The 21,886-nt window shown below is 60.1% G+C and carries 21 protein-coding genes; 12 read left to right on the plus strand and 9 right to left on the minus strand.

Annotation, left to right across the window (positions count from 1 at the left end):
- The first annotated feature begins 2 nt into the window (after positions 1–2).
- The 10 genes from rlmH (at position 3) to ACYZTX_RS05615 (ending at position 10,047) form a co-directional block, all read left to right on the plus strand.
- Entirely contained in the window at positions 3–470 is a 468-nt protein-coding gene (gene rlmH / locus ACYZTX_RS05570; protein ID WP_007937439.1) for a 23S rRNA (pseudouridine(1915)-N(3))-methyltransferase RlmH, read from the plus strand.
- Between the two features lie 10 nt (positions 471–480).
- The gene (gene mrdA, locus ACYZTX_RS05575; RefSeq protein ID WP_462033260.1) at positions 481–2,376 is read left to right on the plus strand and encodes a penicillin-binding protein 2; all 1,896 of its coding nucleotides are present in this window, start codon (positions 481–483) and stop codon (positions 2,374–2,376) included.
- A 31-nt stretch (positions 2,377–2,407) separates the two neighbouring features.
- On the plus strand, positions 2,408–3,511 hold the full coding sequence (gene rodA, locus ACYZTX_RS05580) for a rod shape-determining protein RodA (RefSeq protein WP_282379335.1): 1,104 nt from the start codon (positions 2,408–2,410) through the stop codon (positions 3,509–3,511).
- Positions 3,512–3,528: 17 nt separating this feature from the next.
- A complete protein-coding gene (gene mltB, locus ACYZTX_RS05585) occupies positions 3,529–4,539 on the plus strand; it encodes a lytic murein transglycosylase B (protein ID WP_462033261.1) in 1,011 nt (336 codons plus the stop codon).
- On the plus strand, positions 4,539–5,549 hold the full coding sequence (locus ACYZTX_RS05590) for a septal ring lytic transglycosylase RlpA family protein (protein ID WP_462033262.1): 1,011 nt from the start codon (positions 4,539–4,541) through the stop codon (positions 5,547–5,549). The genes mltB and ACYZTX_RS05590 overlap by 1 nt, the downstream gene beginning before the upstream one ends.
- 182 nt (positions 5,550–5,731) lie before the next feature.
- The gene (locus ACYZTX_RS05595) at positions 5,732–6,889 is read left to right on the plus strand and encodes a D-alanyl-D-alanine carboxypeptidase family protein (RefSeq protein WP_462033263.1); all 1,158 of its coding nucleotides are present in this window, start codon (positions 5,732–5,734) and stop codon (positions 6,887–6,889) included.
- Positions 6,890–6,974: 85 nt separating this feature from the next.
- On the plus strand, positions 6,975–7,250 hold the full coding sequence (locus ACYZTX_RS05600) for a DUF493 domain-containing protein (protein WP_462033264.1): 276 nt from the start codon (positions 6,975–6,977) through the stop codon (positions 7,248–7,250).
- Complete coding sequence (gene lipB / locus ACYZTX_RS05605) at positions 7,250–7,897, plus strand: lipoyl(octanoyl) transferase LipB (protein WP_462033265.1); 648 nt, start codon at positions 7,250–7,252, stop codon at positions 7,895–7,897. The genes ACYZTX_RS05600 and lipB overlap by 1 nt, the downstream gene beginning before the upstream one ends.
- Position 7,898: 1 nt before the next feature.
- Positions 7,899–8,921, plus strand: a complete 1,023-nt coding sequence (lipA, locus tag ACYZTX_RS05610; protein WP_059402097.1) for a lipoyl synthase — start codon at positions 7,899–7,901, stop codon at positions 8,919–8,921.
- A gap of 175 nt (positions 8,922–9,096) precedes the next feature.
- Positions 9,097–10,047: a S66 peptidase family protein gene (locus ACYZTX_RS05615; protein WP_462033266.1), complete on the plus strand. Its 951-nt coding sequence runs from the start codon at positions 9,097–9,099 to the stop codon at positions 10,045–10,047.
- Positions 10,048–10,183: 136 nt separating this feature from the next.
- Here the strand turns inward: ACYZTX_RS05615 and ACYZTX_RS05620 are convergent, their stop codons facing one another.
- The 5 genes from ACYZTX_RS05620 to leuS all read right to left on the minus strand — a co-directional run bounded on the left by ACYZTX_RS05620 (position 10,184) and on the right by leuS (position 16,311).
- Complete coding sequence (locus ACYZTX_RS05620) at positions 10,184–11,506, minus strand: lytic murein transglycosylase (protein WP_462033267.1); 1,323 nt, start codon at positions 11,504–11,506, stop codon at positions 10,184–10,186.
- 62 nt (positions 11,507–11,568) lie between these two features.
- Positions 11,569–11,733 (minus strand): alternative ribosome rescue factor ArfA, encoded by a 165-nt coding sequence (gene arfA, locus ACYZTX_RS05625; protein WP_008152840.1) that lies wholly within the window; start codon positions 11,731–11,733, stop codon positions 11,569–11,571.
- Positions 11,734–11,933: 200 nt separating this feature from the next.
- A complete protein-coding gene (gene holA / locus ACYZTX_RS05630) occupies positions 11,934–12,971 on the minus strand; it encodes a DNA polymerase III subunit delta (protein ID WP_462033268.1) in 1,038 nt (345 codons plus the stop codon).
- 39 nt (positions 12,972–13,010) lie between these two features.
- Positions 13,011–13,616, minus strand: coding sequence for an LPS-assembly lipoprotein LptE (locus ACYZTX_RS05635; RefSeq protein WP_462033269.1), 606 nt, complete (start codon positions 13,614–13,616; stop codon positions 13,011–13,013).
- A gap of 88 nt (positions 13,617–13,704) precedes the next feature.
- A complete protein-coding gene (gene leuS, locus ACYZTX_RS05640) occupies positions 13,705–16,311 on the minus strand; it encodes a leucine--tRNA ligase (RefSeq protein WP_462033270.1) in 2,607 nt (868 codons plus the stop codon).
- A 280-nt stretch (positions 16,312–16,591) separates the two neighbouring features.
- On the opposite strand from leuS, the gene ACYZTX_RS05645 reads away from it, so the two are divergent.
- Entirely contained in the window at positions 16,592–16,912 is a 321-nt protein-coding gene (locus tag ACYZTX_RS05645; protein WP_054052445.1) for a hypothetical protein, read from the plus strand.
- A gap of 107 nt (positions 16,913–17,019) precedes the next feature.
- Positions 17,020–17,781: a YdcF family protein gene (locus ACYZTX_RS05650; RefSeq protein ID WP_462033271.1), complete on the plus strand. Its 762-nt coding sequence runs from the start codon at positions 17,020–17,022 to the stop codon at positions 17,779–17,781.
- A gap of 113 nt (positions 17,782–17,894) precedes the next feature.
- Here the strand turns inward: ACYZTX_RS05650 and lnt are convergent, their stop codons facing one another.
- From lnt to ACYZTX_RS05670, 4 genes are read right to left on the minus strand one after another with little or no spacing between them, the layout of a single operon-like run.
- Complete coding sequence (lnt, locus tag ACYZTX_RS05655) at positions 17,895–19,418, minus strand: apolipoprotein N-acyltransferase (protein ID WP_462033272.1); 1,524 nt, start codon at positions 19,416–19,418, stop codon at positions 17,895–17,897.
- Between the two features lie 8 nt (positions 19,419–19,426).
- Positions 19,427–20,266, minus strand: coding sequence for an HlyC/CorC family transporter (locus ACYZTX_RS05660; RefSeq protein ID WP_008152854.1), 840 nt, complete (start codon positions 20,264–20,266; stop codon positions 19,427–19,429).
- A gap of 5 nt (positions 20,267–20,271) precedes the next feature.
- A complete protein-coding gene (gene ybeY / locus ACYZTX_RS05665) occupies positions 20,272–20,766 on the minus strand; it encodes an rRNA maturation RNase YbeY (RefSeq protein ID WP_462033273.1) in 495 nt (164 codons plus the stop codon).
- Positions 20,759–21,763: a PhoH family protein gene (locus ACYZTX_RS05670; protein ID WP_462033274.1), complete on the minus strand. Its 1,005-nt coding sequence runs from the start codon at positions 21,761–21,763 to the stop codon at positions 20,759–20,761. The genes ybeY and ACYZTX_RS05670 overlap by 8 nt, the downstream gene beginning before the upstream one ends.
- Positions 21,764–21,886 lie beyond the last annotated feature (123 nt).

A 21,886-nucleotide genomic window follows, 5' to 3' on the forward strand; every position in this document is an offset into this window, starting at 1 on the left:
CTGTGCGACTGCGACTGATCGCCGTCGGTTCACGTATGCCCAAGTGGGTGGAAGAAGGCTGGCATGAATATGCCAAGCGTCTTCCGTCCGAGCTGGCGCTGGAACTGGTGGAAATACCGCTCAACACCCGTGGCAAGAACGCCGACGTGGCACGCTTCATCCGTCAGGAAGGCGAAGCCATGCTGGCCAAGGTCGGGCCGAACGAGCGCGTTGTGACCCTCGAAGTCCACGGCAAGCCCTGGAGCACCGAGCAACTGGCGGTCGAGCTCGATCGCTGGCGGCTGGACTCGCGCACGGTGAATTTCATGGTCGGCGGCCCGGAAGGGCTGGCGCCGGAAGTCTGTGCCCGGGCCGATCAGCGCTGGTCGCTCTCGCCGTTGACGTTGCCGCACCCGCTGGTGCGAATTCTGATCGGCGAACAGCTGTATCGTGCCTGGACAGTCTTGTCCGGCCACCCTTACCACAAGTAGTTCTGCCCTCATGCCCCAGCCGATCCGCATCAAGGACCACGAAAAAGACGCCCGTCTGGTGCGTGGCCGCGTCGTGTTCGGGGCAATTGCGGTGGTGGCGCTGATCTGTGTGCTGATCGCGCGGCTGTATTTCCTCCAGGTGATTCAGTACGAGTACCACTCGACCCTGTCGGAAAACAACCGCGTGCATGTGCAGCCGATTCCGCCAACGCGCGGGCTGATTTTCGACCGTAATGGCGTGGTGGTGGCCGATAACCGGCCCAGCTTCAGCCTGAGCATGACCCGCGAGCGCTCCGGCGACTGGCAGCAAGTGCTCGACGTCATTGTCGAAGTGCTGGAGCTGACGCCCGAGGACCGGGTGATCTTCGAGAAGCGCATGCGCCAGGGGCGCCGGCCGTTCGAGCCGGTGCCGATCCTGTTCGAGCTGACCGAAGAGCAGATCGCCCGCATCGCGGTGAATCAGTTCCGTCTGCCGGGTGTGGAAGTGGTCGCGCAGCTGGTGCGTCACTATCCGCAGGGCGCGCATTTTGCGCACTCGGTGGGGTACATGGGGCGGATCAACGAGAAAGAGCTGAAGTCGCTCGATCCGGTCAATTACAGCGGCACCCACCACATCGGCAAGACCGGTATCGAGCGCTTTTACGAGCCCGAGCTGCACGGTCAGGTGGGTTACGAAGAAGTCGAGACCAACGCTCGAGGCCGCGTATTGCGTGTGCTCAAGCGTACCGATCCGATTCCCGGCAAGGACATCGTCCTGAGCCTGGACATCAAATTGCAGGAAGCGGCCGAAGCTGCACTGGGCGGTCGTCGGGGTGCGGTGGTGGCGCTGGACCCGAAAACCGGCGAAGTCCTGGCGATGGTCAGCGCGCCGAGTTTCGACCCGAACCTGTTCGTCACCGGCATCGGCTTCAAAGCCTATGCCGAGCTGCGCGATTCCATCGACCGGCCACTGTTCAACCGCGTGCTGCGCGGCCTCTACCCGCCGGGCTCGACCATCAAGCCGGCGGTGGCGATTGCCGGGCTGGATGCTGGTGTCGTGACTGCGTCGAGTCGGGTCTACGATCCCGGCTATTACCAGTTGCCCAATTACGACCACAAATACCGTAACTGGAACCGTACCGGCGACGGCTACGTCGATCTGGACATGGCGATCATGCGTTCCAACGACACCTACTTCTACGACCTGGCCCACAAGCTGGGGATCGATCGGTTGTCGGCTTACATGGGCAAGTTCGGCATTGGCCAGAAGGTCTCGCTGGACATGTTCGAAGAGTCGCCTGGGCTGATGCCGACTAGGGAATGGAAGCGTGCAACCCGACGTCAGGCCTGGTACCCGGGAGAAACACTGATTCTCGGGATTGGACAGGGCTACATGCAGTCCACGCCGTTGCAGCTGGCCCAGGCCACCGCGCTGGTCGCCAACAAAGGTGTCTGGAACCGACCGCACCTGGCCAAGACCGTCGAAGGCGAGAAGCCGAAGGACGAAAACCCGATGCCGAACATCGTCCTGCGTGACCCCTCCGACTGGACCAAGGTCAATCACGGGATGCAGCAGGTCATGCACGGTGCCCGTGGTACGGCACGCAAAGCGGCGATCGGTTCGCAATACCGCATTGCGGGTAAAAGTGGTACGGCCCAGGTCGTTGCGATCAAGCAGGGCGAGAAGTACGACCGCTCCAAGGTTCAGGAACGCCATCGCGACCACGCCTTGTTCGTCGGCTTCGCGCCGGCCGAAAACCCGCAAATCGTAGTGTCGGTGATGGTCGAGAACGGTGAATCCGGCTCCGGCGTTGCCGCGCCGGTGGTGCGTCAGATCATGGACGCCTGGCTTCTGGACCAGGACGGTCGGTTGAAGGCCGAATACGCCAGCCCTATCAGTGCGGAGGCTACGGCCCGTGAAGAGTAATTTCGATCGCATCCTCTCCAGCGAGGACGTGATGCGTCGCCGCGCGACGCTGTTGCAACGCATGCACATCGACGGCCCGTTGCTGATCCTGCTGCTGACCCTCGCCGCTGGCAGCTTGTTCGTGCTGTATTCGGCCAGCGGCAAGAGCTGGGATCTGCTGGCCAAACAAGCCACTTCGTTCGGCATCGGCCTGGTGTCGATGATCGTCATTGCTCAGTTCGAGCCACGCTTCATGGCCCGTTGGGTGCCAGTCGGTTATGTGCTTGGTGTGCTGTTGCTGGTGGTGGTGGACGTCATGGGCCACAACGCCATGGGTGCCACGCGCTGGATCAACATTCCCGGGGTGATCCGCTTCCAGCCCTCGGAATTCATGAAGATCCTGATGCCGGCGACCATTGCCTGGTACCTGTCCAAGCGCACCTTGCCGCCGCAACTCAAGCATGTGGGCGTCAGTCTGTTTCTGATCGGGCTGCCTTTCATCCTGATCGTGCGCCAGCCCGACCTCGGTACTTCGTTGCTGATCCTGGCGGGTGGCGCGTTCGTTCTGTTCATGGGCGGCCTGCGCTGGCGCTGGATCCTCAGCGTGCTTGCCGCGGCGGTGCCGGTGGCAGTCGCCATGTGGTACTTCGTCATGCACGATTACCAGAAGCAGCGAGTCCTGACGTTCCTCGACCCGGAAAGCGATCCGCTGGGCACCGGCTGGAACATCATCCAGTCGAAAGCCGCCATCGGTTCCGGCGGTGTGTTCGGCAAGGGCTGGCTGCTTGGTACTCAGTCGCACCTGGATTTCCTGCCGGAAAGCCACACCGACTTCATTATTGCGGTCATGGGCGAAGAATTCGGCCTGGTGGGTATCTGCGCATTGCTGCTGATTTACTTGCTGTTAATCGGTCGGGGGCTGGTGATTACTGCCCAGGCCCAGACATTGTTCGGCAAATTGCTCGCAGGCAGCCTGACCATGACGTTTTTTGTTTACGTTTTCGTCAACATCGGTATGGTCAGTGGCCTGTTGCCGGTTGTGGGGGTGCCGTTGCCGTTCATTAGCTACGGAGGAACTTCGCTGGTGACGCTGCTGTCAGCGTTTGGGGTTTTGATGTCGATCCATACCCATCGTAAGTGGATCGCTCAGGTTTGAATAAGGTGAAGATTTCAATGCAAGTAATGCGTGGCTGGGCGAGTCGATATGCGCCATGGGTCAGCCTGGTAAGCATCCTTGGCACAGCGCAGCAAGCGTTTGCCGGCGATTACGAAGGTTCACCCCAGGTGGCCGAATTCGTCGGTGAAATGACCCGCGACTACGGTTTCGCCGGTGAACAACTGATGGGCGTGTTCCGCGAAGCAGAGCGCAAGCAGTCGATTCTGGACGCTATCTCGAAACCTGCCGAGCGGGTCAAGCAGTGGAACGAGTATCGCCCGATGTTCATCACCGACGCGCGCATCGCCCGTGGTGTCGACTTCTGGCGTCAGCACGAGGCGGTATTGGCTCGTGCCGAGCAGGAATACGGCGTGCCGGCTCAGGTTATTGTTTCGATCATTGGTGTTGAGACTTTTTTCGGCCGAAATACCGGTAATTTCCGGGTGGTCGATGCCTTGTCGACCTTGGGTTTCGACTATCCTCCCCGTGCCGAATTCTTCCGCAAGGAATTGCGCGAGTTCCTGTTGCTGGCCCGGGAAGAGCAGGTCGATCCGCTGACCCTCAAAGGCTCATACGCCGGCGCAATGGGCTTGCCGCAGTTCATGCCGAGCAGCTTTCGTGCCTATGCGGTGGACTTCGACGGTGATGGCCACATCAATATCTGGACCAATCCGATTGATGCCATTGGCAGCGTCGCCAGTTATTTCAAGCGTCACGGCTGGGTCGCCGGCGAACCGGTGGTCGGCCGCGCCGATGTTCGAGGCGATCAGGTGGACGAAGGTTTGACCACCGGCATCGAGCCGACTAAAACCGTCGGGGAGTTGCGGGCGCTAGGGTGGTCAAGTCATGATGCGCTGCGCGATGATATGCCGGTCACGGCTTTCCGCCTGGAAGGTGACAAGGGCCCGGAATACTGGATGGGTCTGAAGAATTTTTACGCAATCACGCGTTATAACCGCAGCGTGATGTACGCCATGGCCGTACATCAACTGTCTGAACAGCTGGTACAAGCACGGGGCGTCAAGTAATGCGGGCATTGCCTATGAATAAACCCCTGAAGCTGATGGCATTCGCCGCGATGGCGGTGCTGCTCGCCAGTTGTTCGACCAGCCGTCCGCCGACCCAAAAGTCTTCCCCCGCCGTGCGCGCAACGCCAGGCCTGGACATCAACCGCGCGCACAAAGATGGCGCGCCGTGGTGGGACGTCGATGTATCGCGCATCCCGGATGCCACGCCGACCCTGCACTCCGGTCCTTATAAAGCCAACCCGTACACCGTGCTGGGCAAGACTTATTTCCCGCAGCAAGAGTCCAAGACTTACGTCGCTTCGGGCACCGCGTCCTGGTATGGCACCAAGTTCCACGGTCAGAACACCGCCAACGGCGAGGTGTATGACCTGTACGGCATGAGTGCCGCTCACAAGACGTTGCCACTGCCGAGTTACGTTCGGGTGACCAACCTGGACAACAACAAAGCCGTGATCCTGCGGGTCAACGATCGTGGGCCGTTCTACTCGGACCGGATCATCGACTTGTCCTATGCTGCCGCCAAGAAACTCGGCTATGCCGAAACCGGTACCGCGCGGGTCAAGGTCGAAGGTATCGATCCGCAGCAGTGGTGGGCACAAAAGGGCCGTCCGGCGCCATTGATGCTCAACGAGCCGCAAGTCGCGCAGAATAGCGCCCCGGTGATTACCGCTTCGGCCGGCACGGTCGAACAATGGACGCCACCGCCGCAGCAACACGCCGCGGCCGTTGTGCCCGTGCCGCTCGATGCAAAAAAAAACGCTTCTGTACCAGCCTCTGGCCAGTATCTGCAGGTGGGCGCGTTCGCCAACCCGGACGCTGCAGAACTCCTGAGATCGAAGCTCAGCGGGATGGTGAGCGCTCCGGTGTTCATCAGCTCGATCGTGCGCAATCAACAGACGCTGCATCGGGTGCGCCTGGGGCCGATCGGTTCGCCGGGTGAAATCCAGCAAGTGCAGAACAGCGTGCGAATGGCCAATCTCGGTTCGCCGAGCCTGGTCACTGCCGAGTAATACGTAGTACTTGATTGACGGTTCGCTTGCGGTTTGGGGGGTGAACCGGGTTGTTGGCTCGTTGAAGAACAAAAGCCCGGCAAGGGTTACAGAGTGAGCAACTGAACACGCGACAGCTCGTTAGAAAGCTGTCTGATTAGTTTTGCCTTCGGGCAGTTTCCATTAGCGATTTCGAGAGACGGATGAACATCACCACCTTTGCCAAACGCCTTTGCCTGTTAGTCCCGCTGCTCCTCTCGCCAGCCGCATTCGCGGTCGAGATGATGCCTTCGCCACCTCAACTGGCTGCCAAGTCCTATGTGCTCATGGACGCCAGCAGCGGCAACGTGCTGGTCGAGAACAACGGTGACCAGCGTCTGCCGCCGGCCAGCCTGACCAAGCTGATGACCGCCTACCTCGCGACCCTGGAAATCCGTCGTGGCCAGATTGGCGAGAACGATCCGGTGACTGTCAGCGAAAACGCCTGGCGCACCGGCGGTTCGCGGATGTTCATCAAGGTTGGCACGCAGGTGACTGTGAGCGATCTGCTGCACGGCATCATCATTCAGTCGGGCAACGACGCCAGTGTTGCGCTCGCCGAGCACATCGCCGGCAGCGAAGACGCCTTCGCTGACATGATGAACAAAACCGTGGCCGACCTTCGCATGACCAACAGCCACTTCATGAACCCGACCGGTCTGCCGAACCCTGAGCACTACTCGTCGGCTCACGACATGGCCGTGCTGGCTCGCGCGATCATCCACGAAGACCCGGCTCACTATGCGATCTACTCGCAGAAAGAGTTCTTCTGGAACGGCATCAAGCAACCTAACCGTAACCTGTTGCTGTGGCGCGACAAGACCGTTGATGGTCTGAAAACCGGTCACACCGATGAAGCCGGCTACTGCATGGTGTCTTCGGCCGTACGTGATGGCATGCGCCTGATCGCCGTGGTGTTCGGCACCAACAGCGAAGTGGCTCGCGCCTCCGAAACCCAGAAGCTGCTGACTTACGGTTTCCGCTTCTTCGAAACCCAGACCTTCTATCAGAAAGGCGCCGAGCTGGCTCAGGCTCCTGTCTGGAAAGGCACCACCAATCAAGTCAAGGCCGGCCTGGCCCAAGACCTGACCATGACCCTGCCGAAAGGTCAGCTGAAAAAGCTCGCCGCCAGCATGACCATGAACCCGCAACTGATTGCGCCAATCGCCAAGGGTGACGTAATCGGTAAAGTCGAAGTGAAACTGGACGACAAGGTCGTGCACAGCGCTGACCTGATCGCTCTGGACGCGGTCGACGAGGGTGGTATCTTCCGTCGCATGTGGGATAGCATCCGTCTATTCTTCTACGGCTTGTTCAACTGATTTGTGTTGACCTGCATGGCCCCGCCCCGATCCGGCGCGGGGCCATGCGCGTTACCACGGCTTGCACTTACGAGGCCGTTACGCCATGACCGATACCGAAGTAAAGGCGCCAAAGATCGAATTCCCTGCCAATGATTACCCGGTTAAGGTGATCAGCGACACGGGTGCCGGCAACAAAGACAAGATCATCGCAATCGTCAAGAAGCACGCGACCATCAACGATGAGCGTATTGACGAGCGTTCGAGCAGCAACGGCAAATACACCACGATCCAGTTGCACATCGTCGCCACCGGTCAAGATCAGCTGTACGACATCAACAGCGAGTTGCGGGCTACCGGTTTCGTGCACATGGTGCTGTGATGTCTGGCTCGCTGGGCTTCCGCGAGCTCGGCCAGATGGCTTACGAGCCGGTCTGGCATGCCATGCAACGCTTCACCAATGAGCGCGGCAGCGATGGCGCCGACGAGGTCTGGCTGGTCGAGCACCCACCGGTGTTCACCCAGGGGCAGGCCGGCAAGGCCGAGCACCTGTTGCTACCGGGGGATATTCCGGTGGTGAAGGTGGATCGCGGTGGTCAGGTGACTTATCACGGTCCCGGTCAATTGGTGGTCTACCTGTTGCTTGACGTACGCAAGCTGGGTTTCGGCGTGCGTGACCTGGTCAGCCGCATGGAACAATGCCTGATTGAGTTGCTGGCCAGCTACGGCGTCATTGCCGTGGCCAAGCCGGATGCTCCGGGTGTCTACGTCAATGGGGCGAAAATCGCTTCTCTCGGTCTGCGGATCCGCCATGGTTGCTCCTTTCATGGCCTGGCCCTGAACGTGGACATGGACCTGGAACCGTTTCGACGGATTAATCCCTGCGGCTATGCCGGGCTGGCGATGACCCAGCTGCGCGATCACGCAGGATCGATTGAATTTGCCGAGGTAAGTGCCCGGCTGCGCGCGCAGCTCGTCAAACACCTCGACTATGCTGAGCAGACGACCCTAACGGGCGGAATCGACTGATATGACTACTGATGCAGTGCAAACCATGATCCCGACGCTCGATGTCACCGAGCGTCCGGCCCCGCGTGCCAAGGTTGAAGCCGGCGTCAAGCTGCGCGGCGCCGAGAAGGTTGCACGTATCCCGGTGAAGATCATTCCGACCACCGAACTGCCGAAGAAACCCGACTGGATCCGCGTGCGCATCCCGGTTTCCCCGGAAGTCGACCGCATCAAGGCGCTGTTGCGCAAACACAAGTTGCACAGTGTGTGCGAAGAGGCGTCCTGCCCGAACCTGGGCGAATGCTTCTCCGGCGGCACCGCGACCTTCATGATCATGGGTGACATCTGCACCCGTCGCTGCCCGTTCTGCGACGTGGGCCACGGTCGTCCGAAGCCACTGGACGTCAACGAGCCTGAAAGCCTGGCCATCGCCATCGCCGACCTGAAACTCAAGTACGTGGTGATCACCTCGGTAGACCGCGACGACCTGCGTGACGGCGGTGCCCAGCACTTTGCCGACTGCATCCGCGAGATCCGCAAGCTGTCGCCGAACGTACAGCTCGAAACCCTGGTCCCGGACTACCGCGGCCGTATGGACGTCGCACTGGAAATCACCGCTGCCGAGCCGCCGGATGTGTTCAACCACAACCTGGAAACCGTGCCGCGCCTGTACAAGGCTGCGCGTCCGGGTTCGGATTACCAGTGGTCGCTGACCTTGCTGCAACGCTTCAAGCAGATGATGCCGCACATTCCGACCAAGTCCGGCCTGATGCTGGGTCTGGGCGAGACCGACGAAGAAGTCATCGAAGTCATGAAGCGTATGCGCGAACACGACATCGACATGCTGACCCTGGGCCAGTACCTGCAACCGTCCCGCAGCCACTTGCCGGTGCAGCGTTTTGTGCACCCGGACGTTTTCGCCTGGTTCGCCGAGGAAGGTTACAAGATGGGCTTCAAGAACGTCGCTTCCGGCCCGCTGGTACGTTCCTCGTACCACGCCGACGAGCAGGCGAAACTGGTCAAGGCCGAGCTGATGTCGTCCTGATTAGCTGCAAGACATGAAAAGCGCCCGCAAGGCATTTAACCTTGCGGGCGTTTTTTTGCCTTGCCCACGGCAATGACAGTATTTTCCTGCAACTTGCGGGGCGACTGACCCTCTTCTGTTTGTCCCCGTTCCTGACTACTGTGTGCTTGACGCTTTCACGCAGGGAGATTCATGGATGACCGTTCGACCGACCCACACGCTTTGTCCTCACACACCCGTTCCGGCCTTGCCGTCCCAAGGGCTGATTGGCGTCATCGCGCCCGCCGGTCCCGCACCGCTGGACACCGATAAAGCCATTGCCTGGATGCGCGCTCGCGGATATTCGCTGCGGGTTTTCCCCAGCGTGTACGAGAAAGATGATTACCTGGCCGGCAGTGATGATGTACGGCTCAATGACCTGCACGCAGCGTTCGCCGACACTGAGGTCGATGCAATCATCTGTCTGCGCGGGGGTTACGGTACGCCGCGTTTGCTCGATCGTATTGATTTCGAATTGCTGCGCAACAATGCCAAGCCGTTCATCGGCTACAGCGACATCACAGCGTTACACCTTGCGATCAGCCGTTATGCGGGTTTCGTGACCTTTCATGGCCCTTTGCTCAATGCGGACCTGCTGGGTGACAAGCAAAAACCTACCGAGTCTTCGTTCTTCAACATGCTCAGAGGGCAGATGAAGGCGGGCAGCGTGCTGGCGCACCCGGTGGCCTACCCGTTGACCTCAATTGAGCCTGGCATTGCTCACGGGCGTTTGCTGGGGGGCAATTTGTCGATGATCGCGGCGACCATGGGCACGCCGTATGAGATGGATGCCGAGGGCGTCATCCTGTTCATCGAGGACATCAACGAGCCGTTGTATCGCATCGACCGGCTGCTGACCCATCTGCGCCTGGCGGGCACGTTGAACAGACTGCGCGGGGTTCTGGTGGGGGATGTGGCGGGGGTTGATACGGTTGCGCTGGAGCGTTTGCTCAAGCAGACCTTTGAGCCGTTGTGCATACCGGTACTGGCAGGGTGGCGCAGCGGGCATTGCGATCCGAACCTGACGTTGCCGATGGGCGCGCTGGTGAGACTGGATGCGGTGAACAAGGAGTTGGTGTTGGAGCAGGATGTGGTGGTCAAGGCTTAGAGCTTGGTCGTCTGATAGTCAGTCTTCGCGAGCAGGCTCGCTCCCACACTGATCTGCGTCGAATACAAATGCTGTATTTACTGAAGATCAAATGTGGGAGCGAGCCGGCTCCGGGCGGCGTTCCGACGAAGCTTTTTTAGCGGTTACGCAGGCCTTCGAGCAACTTGCGCGTCGGATACCCATCCGCCGGCCAGCCAAACGACTGCTGTGCACTGCGGATCGCTTTGCGGGTATTGGCGCCGATAATCCCGTCGGCTGTGCCCGCGTCGTAATTCTGCGCACTCAGCAGGCTTTGCAGTTCGATCCGCTCGGTTCGGCTCAGAGGCAAATCATCCTTGGGCCATGTGCCGCTGATCAGACCCCCGCCGTTGAAACGCTCGGACAACAGACTCACGGCCAATGCGTAGGACGACGAGTTGTTGTACTTGAGGATCGCGCGAAAGTTGTCGAGGACCAGGAACGCCGGGCCACGGTATCCGGCCGGCAGCAACAGGGCGGCTGACAGGTGTTCGGAGCCTGCCGGAGCCTGGCCACCATTGGGCAGGGTGACGCCCAGCTGCAGCCATTCAGCGACGCTCTTGCGAATCGTGCCATCGGCCAGGACGTAGTTGAAGCCACTCGCCAGTCGCACTTCGAAGCCCCACGGCTGGCCTTTCTGCCAACCTGAGCTTTGCAGGTAGTGCGCCGTCGAGGCCAGTGCGTCGGCCGGGCTGCCCCAGATGTCGCGGCGGCCGTCGCCATCGAAGTCCACGGCGTGGGTATTGTAAGTGGTCGGGATGAACTGGGTCTGACCCATGGCACCCGCCCAGGAACCGAGCATTTTCTCAGGTTCGATATCACCTTGTTGCAGGATCTGCAGGGCGGCGATCAGCTGTGCGTGGGCAAATCCGGGGCGCCGGCCTTCATAAGCCAGGGTCGCCAGGGAATTAATCACCGACTTGTTGCCTTGGAACTGCCCGAAGTTGCTTTCCATGCCCCACACCGAAACCAGTACCTGACGGTCGACGCCGTAGCGCTGTTCGATGCTTTGCAGGATATCGGCGTACTGGCTGACCAGCGCTTGACCATTGCGTACCCGCAGCGGCGAAAGGGCGCCGTCGAGGTATTCCCAGACCGGGCGAGAGAATTCCGGTTGGCTGCGGTCGGCACGGATCACGCTGGTGTCCAGGCTGACATTGGCGAAGGCGCGATCGAACAGGTCGGCGCGGATGCCAGCGGCCAGCGCATCCTTGCGGAAACCCGCCTGCCATTCGGCGAACGTCTGGGTTGGCTGGATATCGAGGTTTTCACCGGTCGGAACCACGGGCGGAATGATCGCAGGGGCTGTCGCGACGGGAAGGGTCTGAAGCGGCTTGGCGTCGGCTGCGGTGGGTTTTTCCGCGCAGGCAACAAGCAAAATGAGGCTGGAGGCAGCTATCAGTTGGCGCAGGTGCCAACGACGGGAAATACAAAGGGGCATGCACGGGTCCAGGGAGTACGAATCAGGTGCAGACCTTAACATGTTGAGCGAGCGCTTGCCTTTCAGGCCGCCAGAAAGTAAGAAGCCTCCCAGCTATTAGACTGGAAGGCTTCGCGGCGGTAGCTGCCTTTGCCCTTGCCGGCGGGTTCCTGACGGCTGCGGAACAGTGGCTGGGCGATGATGGATTTGGCCTTGTTGGGGCCATTTTTGGATGGCTTTTTGCTCATGATCAGATCTCTCGATTGAGTGGGTTTTGCGGGGGAAATAGTCTGCCGAAGTTGGGGGGCTGTCTAGAGGGGAAATTCAGATTTGATTTGTAGGAAGCAAGATCAAAAGATCGCAGCCTCGTTTCACTCGACAGCTCCTACAGGGGGACGCATTCCAATGTAGGAGCTGTCGAGTGAAACGAGGCTGCGATCTTTTGATCTTATTCAGCGGGCAACGACAATCTTTGGCCAGCCATCAACAGCGTCAACCGACTGAGGCTCATCCACGGCGAACCGGCCGCTTGGCCTTTGATCTGTGCGTCGATGCGCTGCGCTTCCAGCAATAACTGCGCCCAGCGTTGCGCCGAGTAGCGTTGCAGGGCTTTGCTCATCAGCGGTTTGCGTTTGTCCCAGACCGGCGGTCGGGCAGAGCTGAAGGCTTTGTCCAGCGGCACACCCTGGCTGTATTGCAGCGAAAGGTTGGTCAGCAGACGCAGCTCACGGGCCAGCGCCCAGAGAATCACGGGTGGTTCGACGCCTTCACCGCGCAACCCTTCGAGCATGCGCAGGGCATGGGCCGCTTCACCGTTCAGAATCGCATCGGTCAGGCCGAAGACATCGAAGCGCGCACTGTCGGCTACTGCCGCTTGCACGGTTTCAACAGTGATCTGACCGCCTTCGGCCATCAGTTTGAGCTTTTCGATTTCCTGGGCGGCAGCCAGCAGATTGCCCTCGACCCGCGCGGCGATCAATTCGACGGCGTCCTGGCTGGCGGAAAGCCCGGCCTGGGACAGCCGTTGACGGATCCAGCTCGGCAACTGGTTGGCCTCTACCGGCCAGATTTGCACGAACTGTGTCTGCTGACCTTCGACCAGCGCCTTGCCCCACTTGGTTTTCTGCGCACTGCCATCAAGCTTGGGCAGGCTGATCAGCAACACCGTGTCTTCGGCCGGTCGCGAGCAATACTCGATGAACGCGGCGGCGCCTTTGTCACCGGGTTTGCCGGACGGCAGACGCAGTTCCAGCAGACGCTTTTCAGAGAACAACGACATGCTCGCGCCAGCCTGCAGCAACGTACCCCAGTCGAAACTGGCATCGGCGGCGAAGACCTGGCGTTCGTCGAATCCCTGTTGACGGGCGGCGGCACGAATGGCGTCGGCGGCTTCCTGACACAGCAGTGGGTCATCGCCACTGATGATGTAGACCGGCGCGAGGGCGCCTTGCAGGTGTTTGGCGAGTTGGGCGGGGGCGAGTTTCATAGGAGAGGGCGAACGGGGCGCCTGAGCGCCCCGTAAGTCTTACTGCTGCGGCAGTTGGATAGGCGACTGACGCGGAGTGTCCGCTTCAGCTTTCTGCGCCGCTTCCAGTGCCGCGGCTTCAGCCTTGGCCTTCGCGTCGGCGGTCTGTTGCAGCTGATCCAGCTGAGTCGGAGTGAGCTGCTGCAGACGCAGCATCATGCGTTGAACCAGTTCGCGACGGGTTTCTACGCGGGCAGTGGTGGCTTCCTGGTCGGAACCTACCAGGTTGTTGCCGTCGTGGATGAAGATCTTCTGCACTTCGAGCTTGTCGCTCAGCAGCGGCAGGTCGCGCTCCCCGCGGATATCGTAGCTCAGCACCGTAGAGACCTGGTACTCGCCAGTGCGGCCGGCACCCGCATAGCTGAGGATGCGCTGGCTTTCCTGCTCATCGGTCAGCACCAGTTTGTAGGGGGCACCGGTGTAAACCTTGACGCCGCTGCTTTCCAGCACCTGACGCAGTTGAGTCACGGTTTCGCCGTAGGCGTTACGGGCGCTCAGGTCGAGTTCCTTGATCGCCAGTTCGGTGGTGCCGGTGCCGCGCAGCTGGAAACCGCAGGCGCTCAACAGGACCGCAAGGCCCATCACCAGCAAATTGCGTTTGATCATCTTGTTGCTCCCCTTGAAACCAGGTGGGCCGATCATGCGGCCCGAAAGGTTTTACTCGGCGCCAGGCATGACCTGGCGCCTGATCCAATTAGCTGGCGACGATATTGACCAGTTTCCCGGGCACTACGATCACTTTACGAATAGTCAGCCCATCGACAAAGCGCAGCACGTTCTCGTTGGCCCGTGCAGCGGCTTCGACTTCTTCGCGGCTGGCGCTGGCCGGCATTTCGATGTGGCCGCGCAGCTTGCCGTTGACCTGGATGACCAGCGTCAGGCTGTCCTGCACCAGCGCGGTTTCGTCCACCACCGGCCAGCTGGCGTCGATCACCGGGTCAGGGTGACCCAGTTGATTCCACAGCTCGTGGCTGATGTGCGGGGTGATCGGAGCCAGCAGCAACGTCACGGCTTCCAGACCGTCGTGAACCAGTGCGCGATCCTGTTCGGTGCCTTGCGCTGCTTTTTCCAGCACGTTCATCAGCGTCATCACCTGAGCGATGGCGGTGTTGAATTTGTGGTTCTGGCCGACGTCGTGGCTGGCCTGCTTGATAGCCAGGTGGATCGAACGGCGAATGGCTTTTTGCTCGTCATTCAGGCTGGCGACGTCCAGTTTGCCCGGCAGGCCCTGTGTGACGTGGGCTTGAGCGAGACGCCAGACGCGCTTGAGGAAACGGTGCGAACCTTCGACTCCGGAATCGGACCATTCCGCGCTCATGTCAGGTGGCGAGGCGAACATCATGAACAGACGGCAGGTGTCTGCGCCGAACTGGTCAATCATCGACTGTGGGTCGACGCCGTTGTTCTTTGACTTGGCCATTTTCTCGGTGCCGCCGATTTCGACCGGCAGGCCGTCTGCGATCAGCTTGGCGCTAACAACTTTGGCCTTGCTGTCGCGCTCGAGTTCGACGTCCGCCGGGTTGAACCAGGTGTAGGCACCGTTGGCTTCGCGACGATAGTACGTCTCCGCGATTACCATGCCCTGGGTCAGCAGGTTCTTGAACGGCTCGTTGGAACTCACCAGGCCTTCGTCACGCATCAGCTTGTGGAAGAAACGCGCGTACAGCAGGTGAAGAATCGCGTGTTCGATGCCGCCAATGTACTGATCCACCGGCAACCAGTGGTCAGCCGCGGATTTCTCCACCAGGCCGCCTTCATAGTGCGGCGAGGCGTAACGGGCGTAGTACCACGAGGACTCGACGAAGGTGTCCATGGTGTCGGTTTCACGCTTGGCCGGTGCGCCGCATTTCGGGCAGGTGCACTCGTAGAACTCGGGCATGCGCGCCAGCGGCGAACCGGCGCCGTCCGGTACGACGTCTTCCGGCAGCACGACAGGCAATTGATCTTCCGGAACCGGTACATCACCGCAGGTATCGCAGTGGATGATCGGAATCGGGCAGCCCCAATAGCGCTGGCGGCTGATGCCCCAGTCGCGCAGGCGGAACTGGGTGCGCGAAACGCCAAGGTTCTTCTTGATCAGCGCGACTTCGATGGCATCGAAGGCGCCTTCGAAGTCGAGGCCGTCGAACTCACCGGAATTGATCAGCGTGCCGTGTTCGCCGTAGGCGTCCTGCCATGGCGACGGGTTAGTGCTGCCGGAGCTGGTACGCACTACCGATTTGATCGGCAGGTTGTACTGGGTGGCGAACTCGAAATCGCGTTCGTCGTGCGCCGGGACCGCCATTACTGCGCCGTCGCCGTAGTGCATCAGCACGTAGTTGGCGACCCACACCGGGAGTTTCTCACCGGTCAGCGGGTGCTCGACGAACAGCGAAGTCGGCAGGCCTTTTTTCTCTTGAGTGGCGACGTCGGCTTCGGCGACGCTGCCGCCCTTGCATTCAGCGATGAACGCTTGCAGCTCAAGGTTGTTCTGCGCGGCCAGGGTCGCCAGAGGGTGTTCGGCGGCTACCGCGACGTAGGTCGCGCCCATCAGGGTGTCCGGGCGGGTCGTGAAGACTTTCAGTACGCCGGCTTCGCCGATGGAATCGACGTTGTAAGGGAACTGCACTTCCATGCCGCGAGACTTGCCGATCCAGTTGCGCTGCATGGTCTTGACCTGTTCAGGCCAGCCAGTCAGTTCGTCGAGGCTCGACAGCAACTCATCCGCATAAGCGGTGATCTTGAAGTAATACATCGGAATTTCGCGCTTTTCGATCAGCGCGCCGGAACGCCAGCCGCGACCGTCGATCACCTGTTCGTTGGCCAGAACGGTCTGATCGACCGGGTCCCAGTTCACGGTGCCGTTTTTGCGGTAGATCACACCCTTTTCGAACAGGCGAGTGAACAGCCATTGTTCCCAGCGGTAGTAATCCGGCTTGCAGGTGGTGACTTCGCGGGACCAGTCCACCGCCAGGCCCAGGCTGCGCAGCTGGGTTTTCATGTAGGCGATGTTTTCGTAGGTCCACTTGGCGGGCGCTACGTTGTTCTTCATCGCGGCGTTTTCCGCCGGCATGCCGAAGGCGTCCCAACCCATGGGTTGCAGGACGTTCTTGCCTTGCATGCGCTGGTAGCGGGAGATCACGTCGCCGATGGTGTAGTTGCGCACGTGCCCCATGTGTAGCTTGCCGCTGGGGTAAGGGAACATCGACAGGCAGTAGAAAGTCTCCTTGCCTGGCTGTTCACTGACTTCAAAGGACTTTTGCTCGTCCCAGAACGACTGGGCGGCGGCTTCGATTTCACGGGGCTGATATTGTTCGTGCATGGCTACTTTTGAACTGAATAGGGGTGGCCTAATCCTCTTCAATGCAACGCTGGACGGTGATCACGCCAAATCGGCGGTTCGGTGTCCAGACGAGCTGGAAGTGGAGTTACAGGAAGCGCCGTAGCATACATGACCGCACTCTACCGAGGGAAACCCTGATTACTGCTGCGGGCCTCCCAAAAACCGCTGCGAGGGCCGTTGGTCGCAGTGTTCAGCCGGTTTGTTCATGGAAGCTAAGCTCCTAATTGGGGAGTGAGTCTTATCTTCAATGAGGTGAGGGATGGTTGAGTCACAACGTAAAGTTACAAAACCGGAGCTGTATGAAAGATTGATCGATCGTCTGGGAATGGCCCTGGACGCGGCCAAAACCGCTGATCGGTTGCGTGATGAGCGCCCCTTGGAGCTGGAACTGCGTGGCCTGAGCCCCGCAGAGTTTGCACTGGTGAAGGCGTATCTCGATCGCAGTGAACGTGAGACACACGGATGCTTGTCAGAAGCAGTGAAGCAACTCGACGCACCACGTTCGGCCAAGATCATCTGGCTCAAGGACAAAACACCTGGCAGGGACGCGGTAAAGGTCCGGTCTCTGCAATTCAAGTAAGGGCGCTTGAAGCCATGACGTATGGTGTTTTGAAGCATAGTCCTTCCGCATTTGTTGTCGCATTGCGTCAACCCACTTAGGCTTCGGGCATCTTTTGGAGATGCTCGATGCCTTTTCGATATTTCGTTAAACAACTTCTCTTGCCTCCCGGCATTCTTTTGCTGTTGTTGCTGCTTGCGTGGTGGTTGCGCCGCTCAAGACCGCGCCTTGCCGGATTGTGCTTTGCGCTGGGCGTGGGCGGCTTCTGGCTGATGAGTTTGCCGGTGGTCGTGCAGTGGGGCGCCAAGGCGCTGGAGCGTGAAGCGCCGTTGGCGCGCGACGAATGGGCAACATTGGCGCAGCAAGCCGACGCGATTGTGGTGCTGGGGGCGGGGCGTGAACGTGGCGACCTGGCCTGGGGTAGCGACCAGCCGACGGGTGTGGCGCTGCAGCGCGAGCGTTATGCGGCGCGGCTGGCCAAGGCCTCGGGCTTGCCGGTCCTGACCAGTGGCGGCCTGCACTACGGCACGCCGCCGACTGAAGCCCGGTTGATGGCCGACTCGTTGCAGGATGATTTCGGTGTGACCGTGCGTTGGCAGGAAGGGCGCAGCCGCACGACCTGGGAGAACGCGCAGTTCAGCGCCGAGGTGTTGTTGCCGGAAGGAATCAAGCGCGTGGTCGTCGTGACTCAGGCCTGGCACATGCCCCGAGCGGTCTGGAGTTTCAAAAAGGCAGGATTTGAAGTAGTGCCAGCGCCGGTGGGGTTTTTAGGCGTGGATAACGCCCGGCCACTGGGCGGCTGGATGCCGGAATTCAAGTCGATCTGGCAGAGCGGGCAGTTGATGAATGAGGCGGTGGGGCAGATCGGGTATTCACTTTTCTATCGCTGAAAATCAAAAGATCGCAGCCTCGTTTCACTCGACAGCTTCTACAGAGTACGCAATCCCCTGTAGGAGCTGTCGAGTGAAACGAGGCTGCGATCTTTGTGCAGATACCGCAATACTTAAACGGTTTTCGCCATCCGGCTCGCTACCAGCGCCCAGCCAAACAACAGCACGCAAACAATGATCAGCGGCCACGAACGCCATTCCAGATAAGGCGTCAGGTTGTGCATGGGCACCACTTCACCGTACAGAATGCCGCGTTCGAACTGCGGGATTTGCACGGTGATCTGGCCGAACGGGTTGATCAAGCCGGTCACGCCGTTGTTGGTGGCGCGGATCATCCAGCGACCGGCCTCAAGCGCGCGCATCTGCGCCATCTGCAGGTGTTGCAGCGGGCCGATGGAGGTGCCGAACCAGGTGTCATTGCTGATGGTCAGCAGCAAATCGCTACGCGCCGCGAGGCTGGCGGCGAATTCCGGGTAAACCACTTCGTAGCAGATGAACGGCGCAATCTGATAACCCTTGGCTTGCAGCATCGGCTGGTCGGCGGGGCCACGGGCAAAGTCCGACATCGGCAGGTCGAAGAAAGCGATCAGCCCTCGCAACACTTCCTGCAACGGAACGTATTCGCCAAACGGCACCAGTTTCTGCTTGAGGTAAGTGCCATCGCCTTCACCCGCCACGGTAATACCGTTGAAGAAGCGCCTCTCGTGATGGACTTCCTGGCGGATCGGTACACCGGTGATCAGCGCGGACTTACGCTCTGCGGCGAAGTTTCCCATCATGTTCAGGTAGCCCTCGGCGGACTCCTTGAGCACCGGGATGGCCGTTTCCGGCCAGATCAGCAAGTCGACCCGTTTCGAGCTGAAGCTCATGTCGCGGTACAACGCCAGCTGCGCGTTAAGCTGCGCCGGGTCCCACTTCATGTTCTGTTCGATGTTGCCCTGAATCGCCGCGACACTCAGCGGTGCGCCCGCCGGGCTGGTCCAGGCATGCTCCTTGAGCGCCACGCCGGCCACCCAAGGGCCGACCAGCAGCAACACGCCTGCGGCGATGAAACCTTTGCGGCCTGTGCGGACCAGACGCAAGGCGTTATAGATCAGGGCGGCCGTCAGGGCCAGGGTGAAGGAAATCAGCCACATCCCGCCCACTGGTGCGAGCCCGGCCAGCGGGCCGTTGAGCTGACTGTAGCCGGAATAAAGCCAGGGGAAGCCGGTCAGGAACCAGCCGCGAAAAGCTTCCTGACCGACCCACAACGCCGCGAACGCCAGTGCGTCGGCCAGCGGTGCTTCGTTACGGCGCAGCCAGCGCGCCCAGATCCAGGCGGGCAGGGCGAAGAACCAGGCAATCGCCGCTGTGAAGATCAACATCAGGAAACCGGCCAGCAGCACTGAAGCGCCGCCGAAGTGGTGAATGCTGTAGTAGATCCAGCTGGTACCGGCGCCAAACAGGCCGAAACCGAAACACCAGCCGCGGCCAAGGGCCTGACGGGGGTTCAGTTCACGCAAGCCGGCATAGAAGAAGCCGACCGCCAACAACGCCAACGGCCAGATATCGAACGGCGCCAGGGCCAGGGTGGTGATTGCACCGGCCACCACGGCCAGCAGATTACCGGGCCAGCCGGGGCGGGTTACGCGGAGCATGTCAATCCTTAACGGGCAATGGGCGTCAGGCGCAGCAAGTGAATCCGACGGCTGTCGGCGTTCAGAATGCGGAAGCGATAAGGGCCGATTTCGGTGATTTCGTTGCGTTTTGGCAAGTGTCCGAACGCGCTCATCACCAAGCCACCGACAGTGTCGAATTCGTCATCGGAGAATTGGCTGTCGAAGAACTCGTTGAAGTTCTCGATCGGCGTCAGAGCCTTGATCAAAAAGTCACCGCTGGGCAGTGGCTTGATGTAGCTGTCTTCTTCGACGTCATGCTCGTCTTCGATATCGCCGACGATTTGTTCCAGCACGTCTTCGATGGTCACCAGGCCCGCCACACCGCCGTATTCGTCAATGACGATGGCCATGTGGTTGTGGTTGGCGCGAAACTCGCGCAGCAGCACATTCAGACGCTTGGATTCGGGCACGAAAGTGGCCGGGCGCAGCAGGTCCTTGATGTTGAAGCTGTCGCCGTTCTCCTTGAGGATCAACGGCAGCAAGTCCTTGGCCAGCAACACGCCCATTACGTCATCGTGGCTTTCGCCGATCACCGGGTAGCGGGAGTGGGCCGAGTCGACCACGGCGGGCAAAAACTCGCGGGGTGTCTGGGTCGCCTTGATGCTGATCATCTGCGAGCGCGGGACCATGATGTCCCGTACTTGCAGGTCAGCGACCTGGATGGCGCCTTCGACGATGGCCAGCGCTTCGCTGTCCAGCAACTTGTTTTGGTGTGCATCGCGCAGCAGCTCCAGCAGCTCCTGGCGGTTCTTCGGCTCGTGGGCAAAAGCCTGGGTGAGTTTACCCAGCCATGACTTTTGCCCGTTGCTCGATCGATCTTCGCTCATAGCGATTACTCTGAATCCTTTGTTGTAACGATAGGGGATGCGTCTGTTTCATCGTCCGCATAAGGGTCGGGATAGCCCAACTCTGCAAGTAACGTTCGTTCCAGTGCTTCCATTTCTTCGGCTTCGTCGTCATCTATATGGTCGTAACCCAGCAGGTGCAAGCAGCCGTGAATCACCAGATGCGCCCAATGGGCTTTTAGTTCCTTGCCTTGCTCGGTGGCTTCACGCTCGACCACCGACACGCAGATCACCAGATCGCCCAGCAGCGGAATATCCAGAAATTCATCGGGGACATCGGCGGGGAACGAAAGAACGTTAGTGGCGTAATCCTTTTGCCGCCAGGTGTGGTTCAACTCGCGACCTTCCTCTTCATCGACCAAACGGATGGTCATTTCGGAGTCGGCTGTGCGCTGGCGCAGGGCCAATTCACACCATTGGCGGAACTCGGCTTCACTTGGGGCAGGCGCTTCGGTAGCCAGTTGCAGATCAAGCTCAAGCATCGCGGCGGCTATCCTTCGGAGCTTCATCGTCCACGCGATTTTCGAAGCGCTCATAGGCTTCGACGATGCGTTGCACCAGTGGATGGCGCACGACATCCTTGGGCTTGAAATGGGTGAAGCTGATGCCCGGCACGTCTTTGAGTACTTCGATCACATGGTGCAGGCCGGACTTGGTGCCTTTTGGCAGGTCGACCTGGGTGATGTCACCGGTGATGACCGCCGTGGAACCGAAGCCGATCCGGGTCAGGAACATCTTCATTTGCTCGACGGTGGTGTTCTGGCTTTCGTCGAGGATGATGAAACTGTTGTTCAAGGTGCGACCGCGCATGTAGGCCAGCGGCGCAACTTCGATCACTTGACGCTCGATCAACTTCGCGACGTGTTCAAAGCCGAGCATTTCGTAGAGTGCGTCGTAGAGCGGGCGCAGGTATGGGTCGATCTTCTGCGACAGGTCGCCGGGCAGGAAGCCGAGCTTTTCGCCGGCTTCAACCGCCGGACGCACCAGCAGGATGCGGCGAATCTGTTCGCGTTCCAGCGCGTCTACCGCGCAGGCAACGGCCAGATAGGTCTTGCCGGTACCGGCCGGGCCGATGCCGAAGTTGATGTCGTTGCCGAGGATTTCCTTCACGTAGCGCAACTGATTCAAGCCGCGAGGGCGAATCATGCCTTTTTTGGTGCGCAGGGCGACGGAGGGTTCGGAGGGGGAGACGTTGTCCATCTCTTCGACGGCGGATTCCTGCAGGAACAGGTGAACCGTATCCGGCGACAGCTCGGTACCTTTGGTTTCCCGGTACAAGCGGCGAATCAGATTTTCCGCGGAAGTGGTGTGCTTGGGGTCGCCGATCAGTTCGAACTGGTTTCCGCGATTGCGGATCTCGATGGTCAGGCGCTGTTCGATCAAGCGCAGATGCTCGTCGAATTGCCCGCACAGATTGGCGAAGCGACGGGCCTCAAAGGGCTCGAGGATAAAACGATGTGGTTCTATGGGTGCGTTCAAGGTCGTATTTAGCCGCCCTGGGGCAATTAAGATGAAATCAAGGATAACGCCAGTGGCCTGGGTGCGAAAGCTCTTATACAGGCCAATCTGAATCGGGCGTCTGGCACGGTCCCTGTGGGAGCG

This window comes from Pseudomonas sp. MDT1-17 (assembly GCF_054898105.1).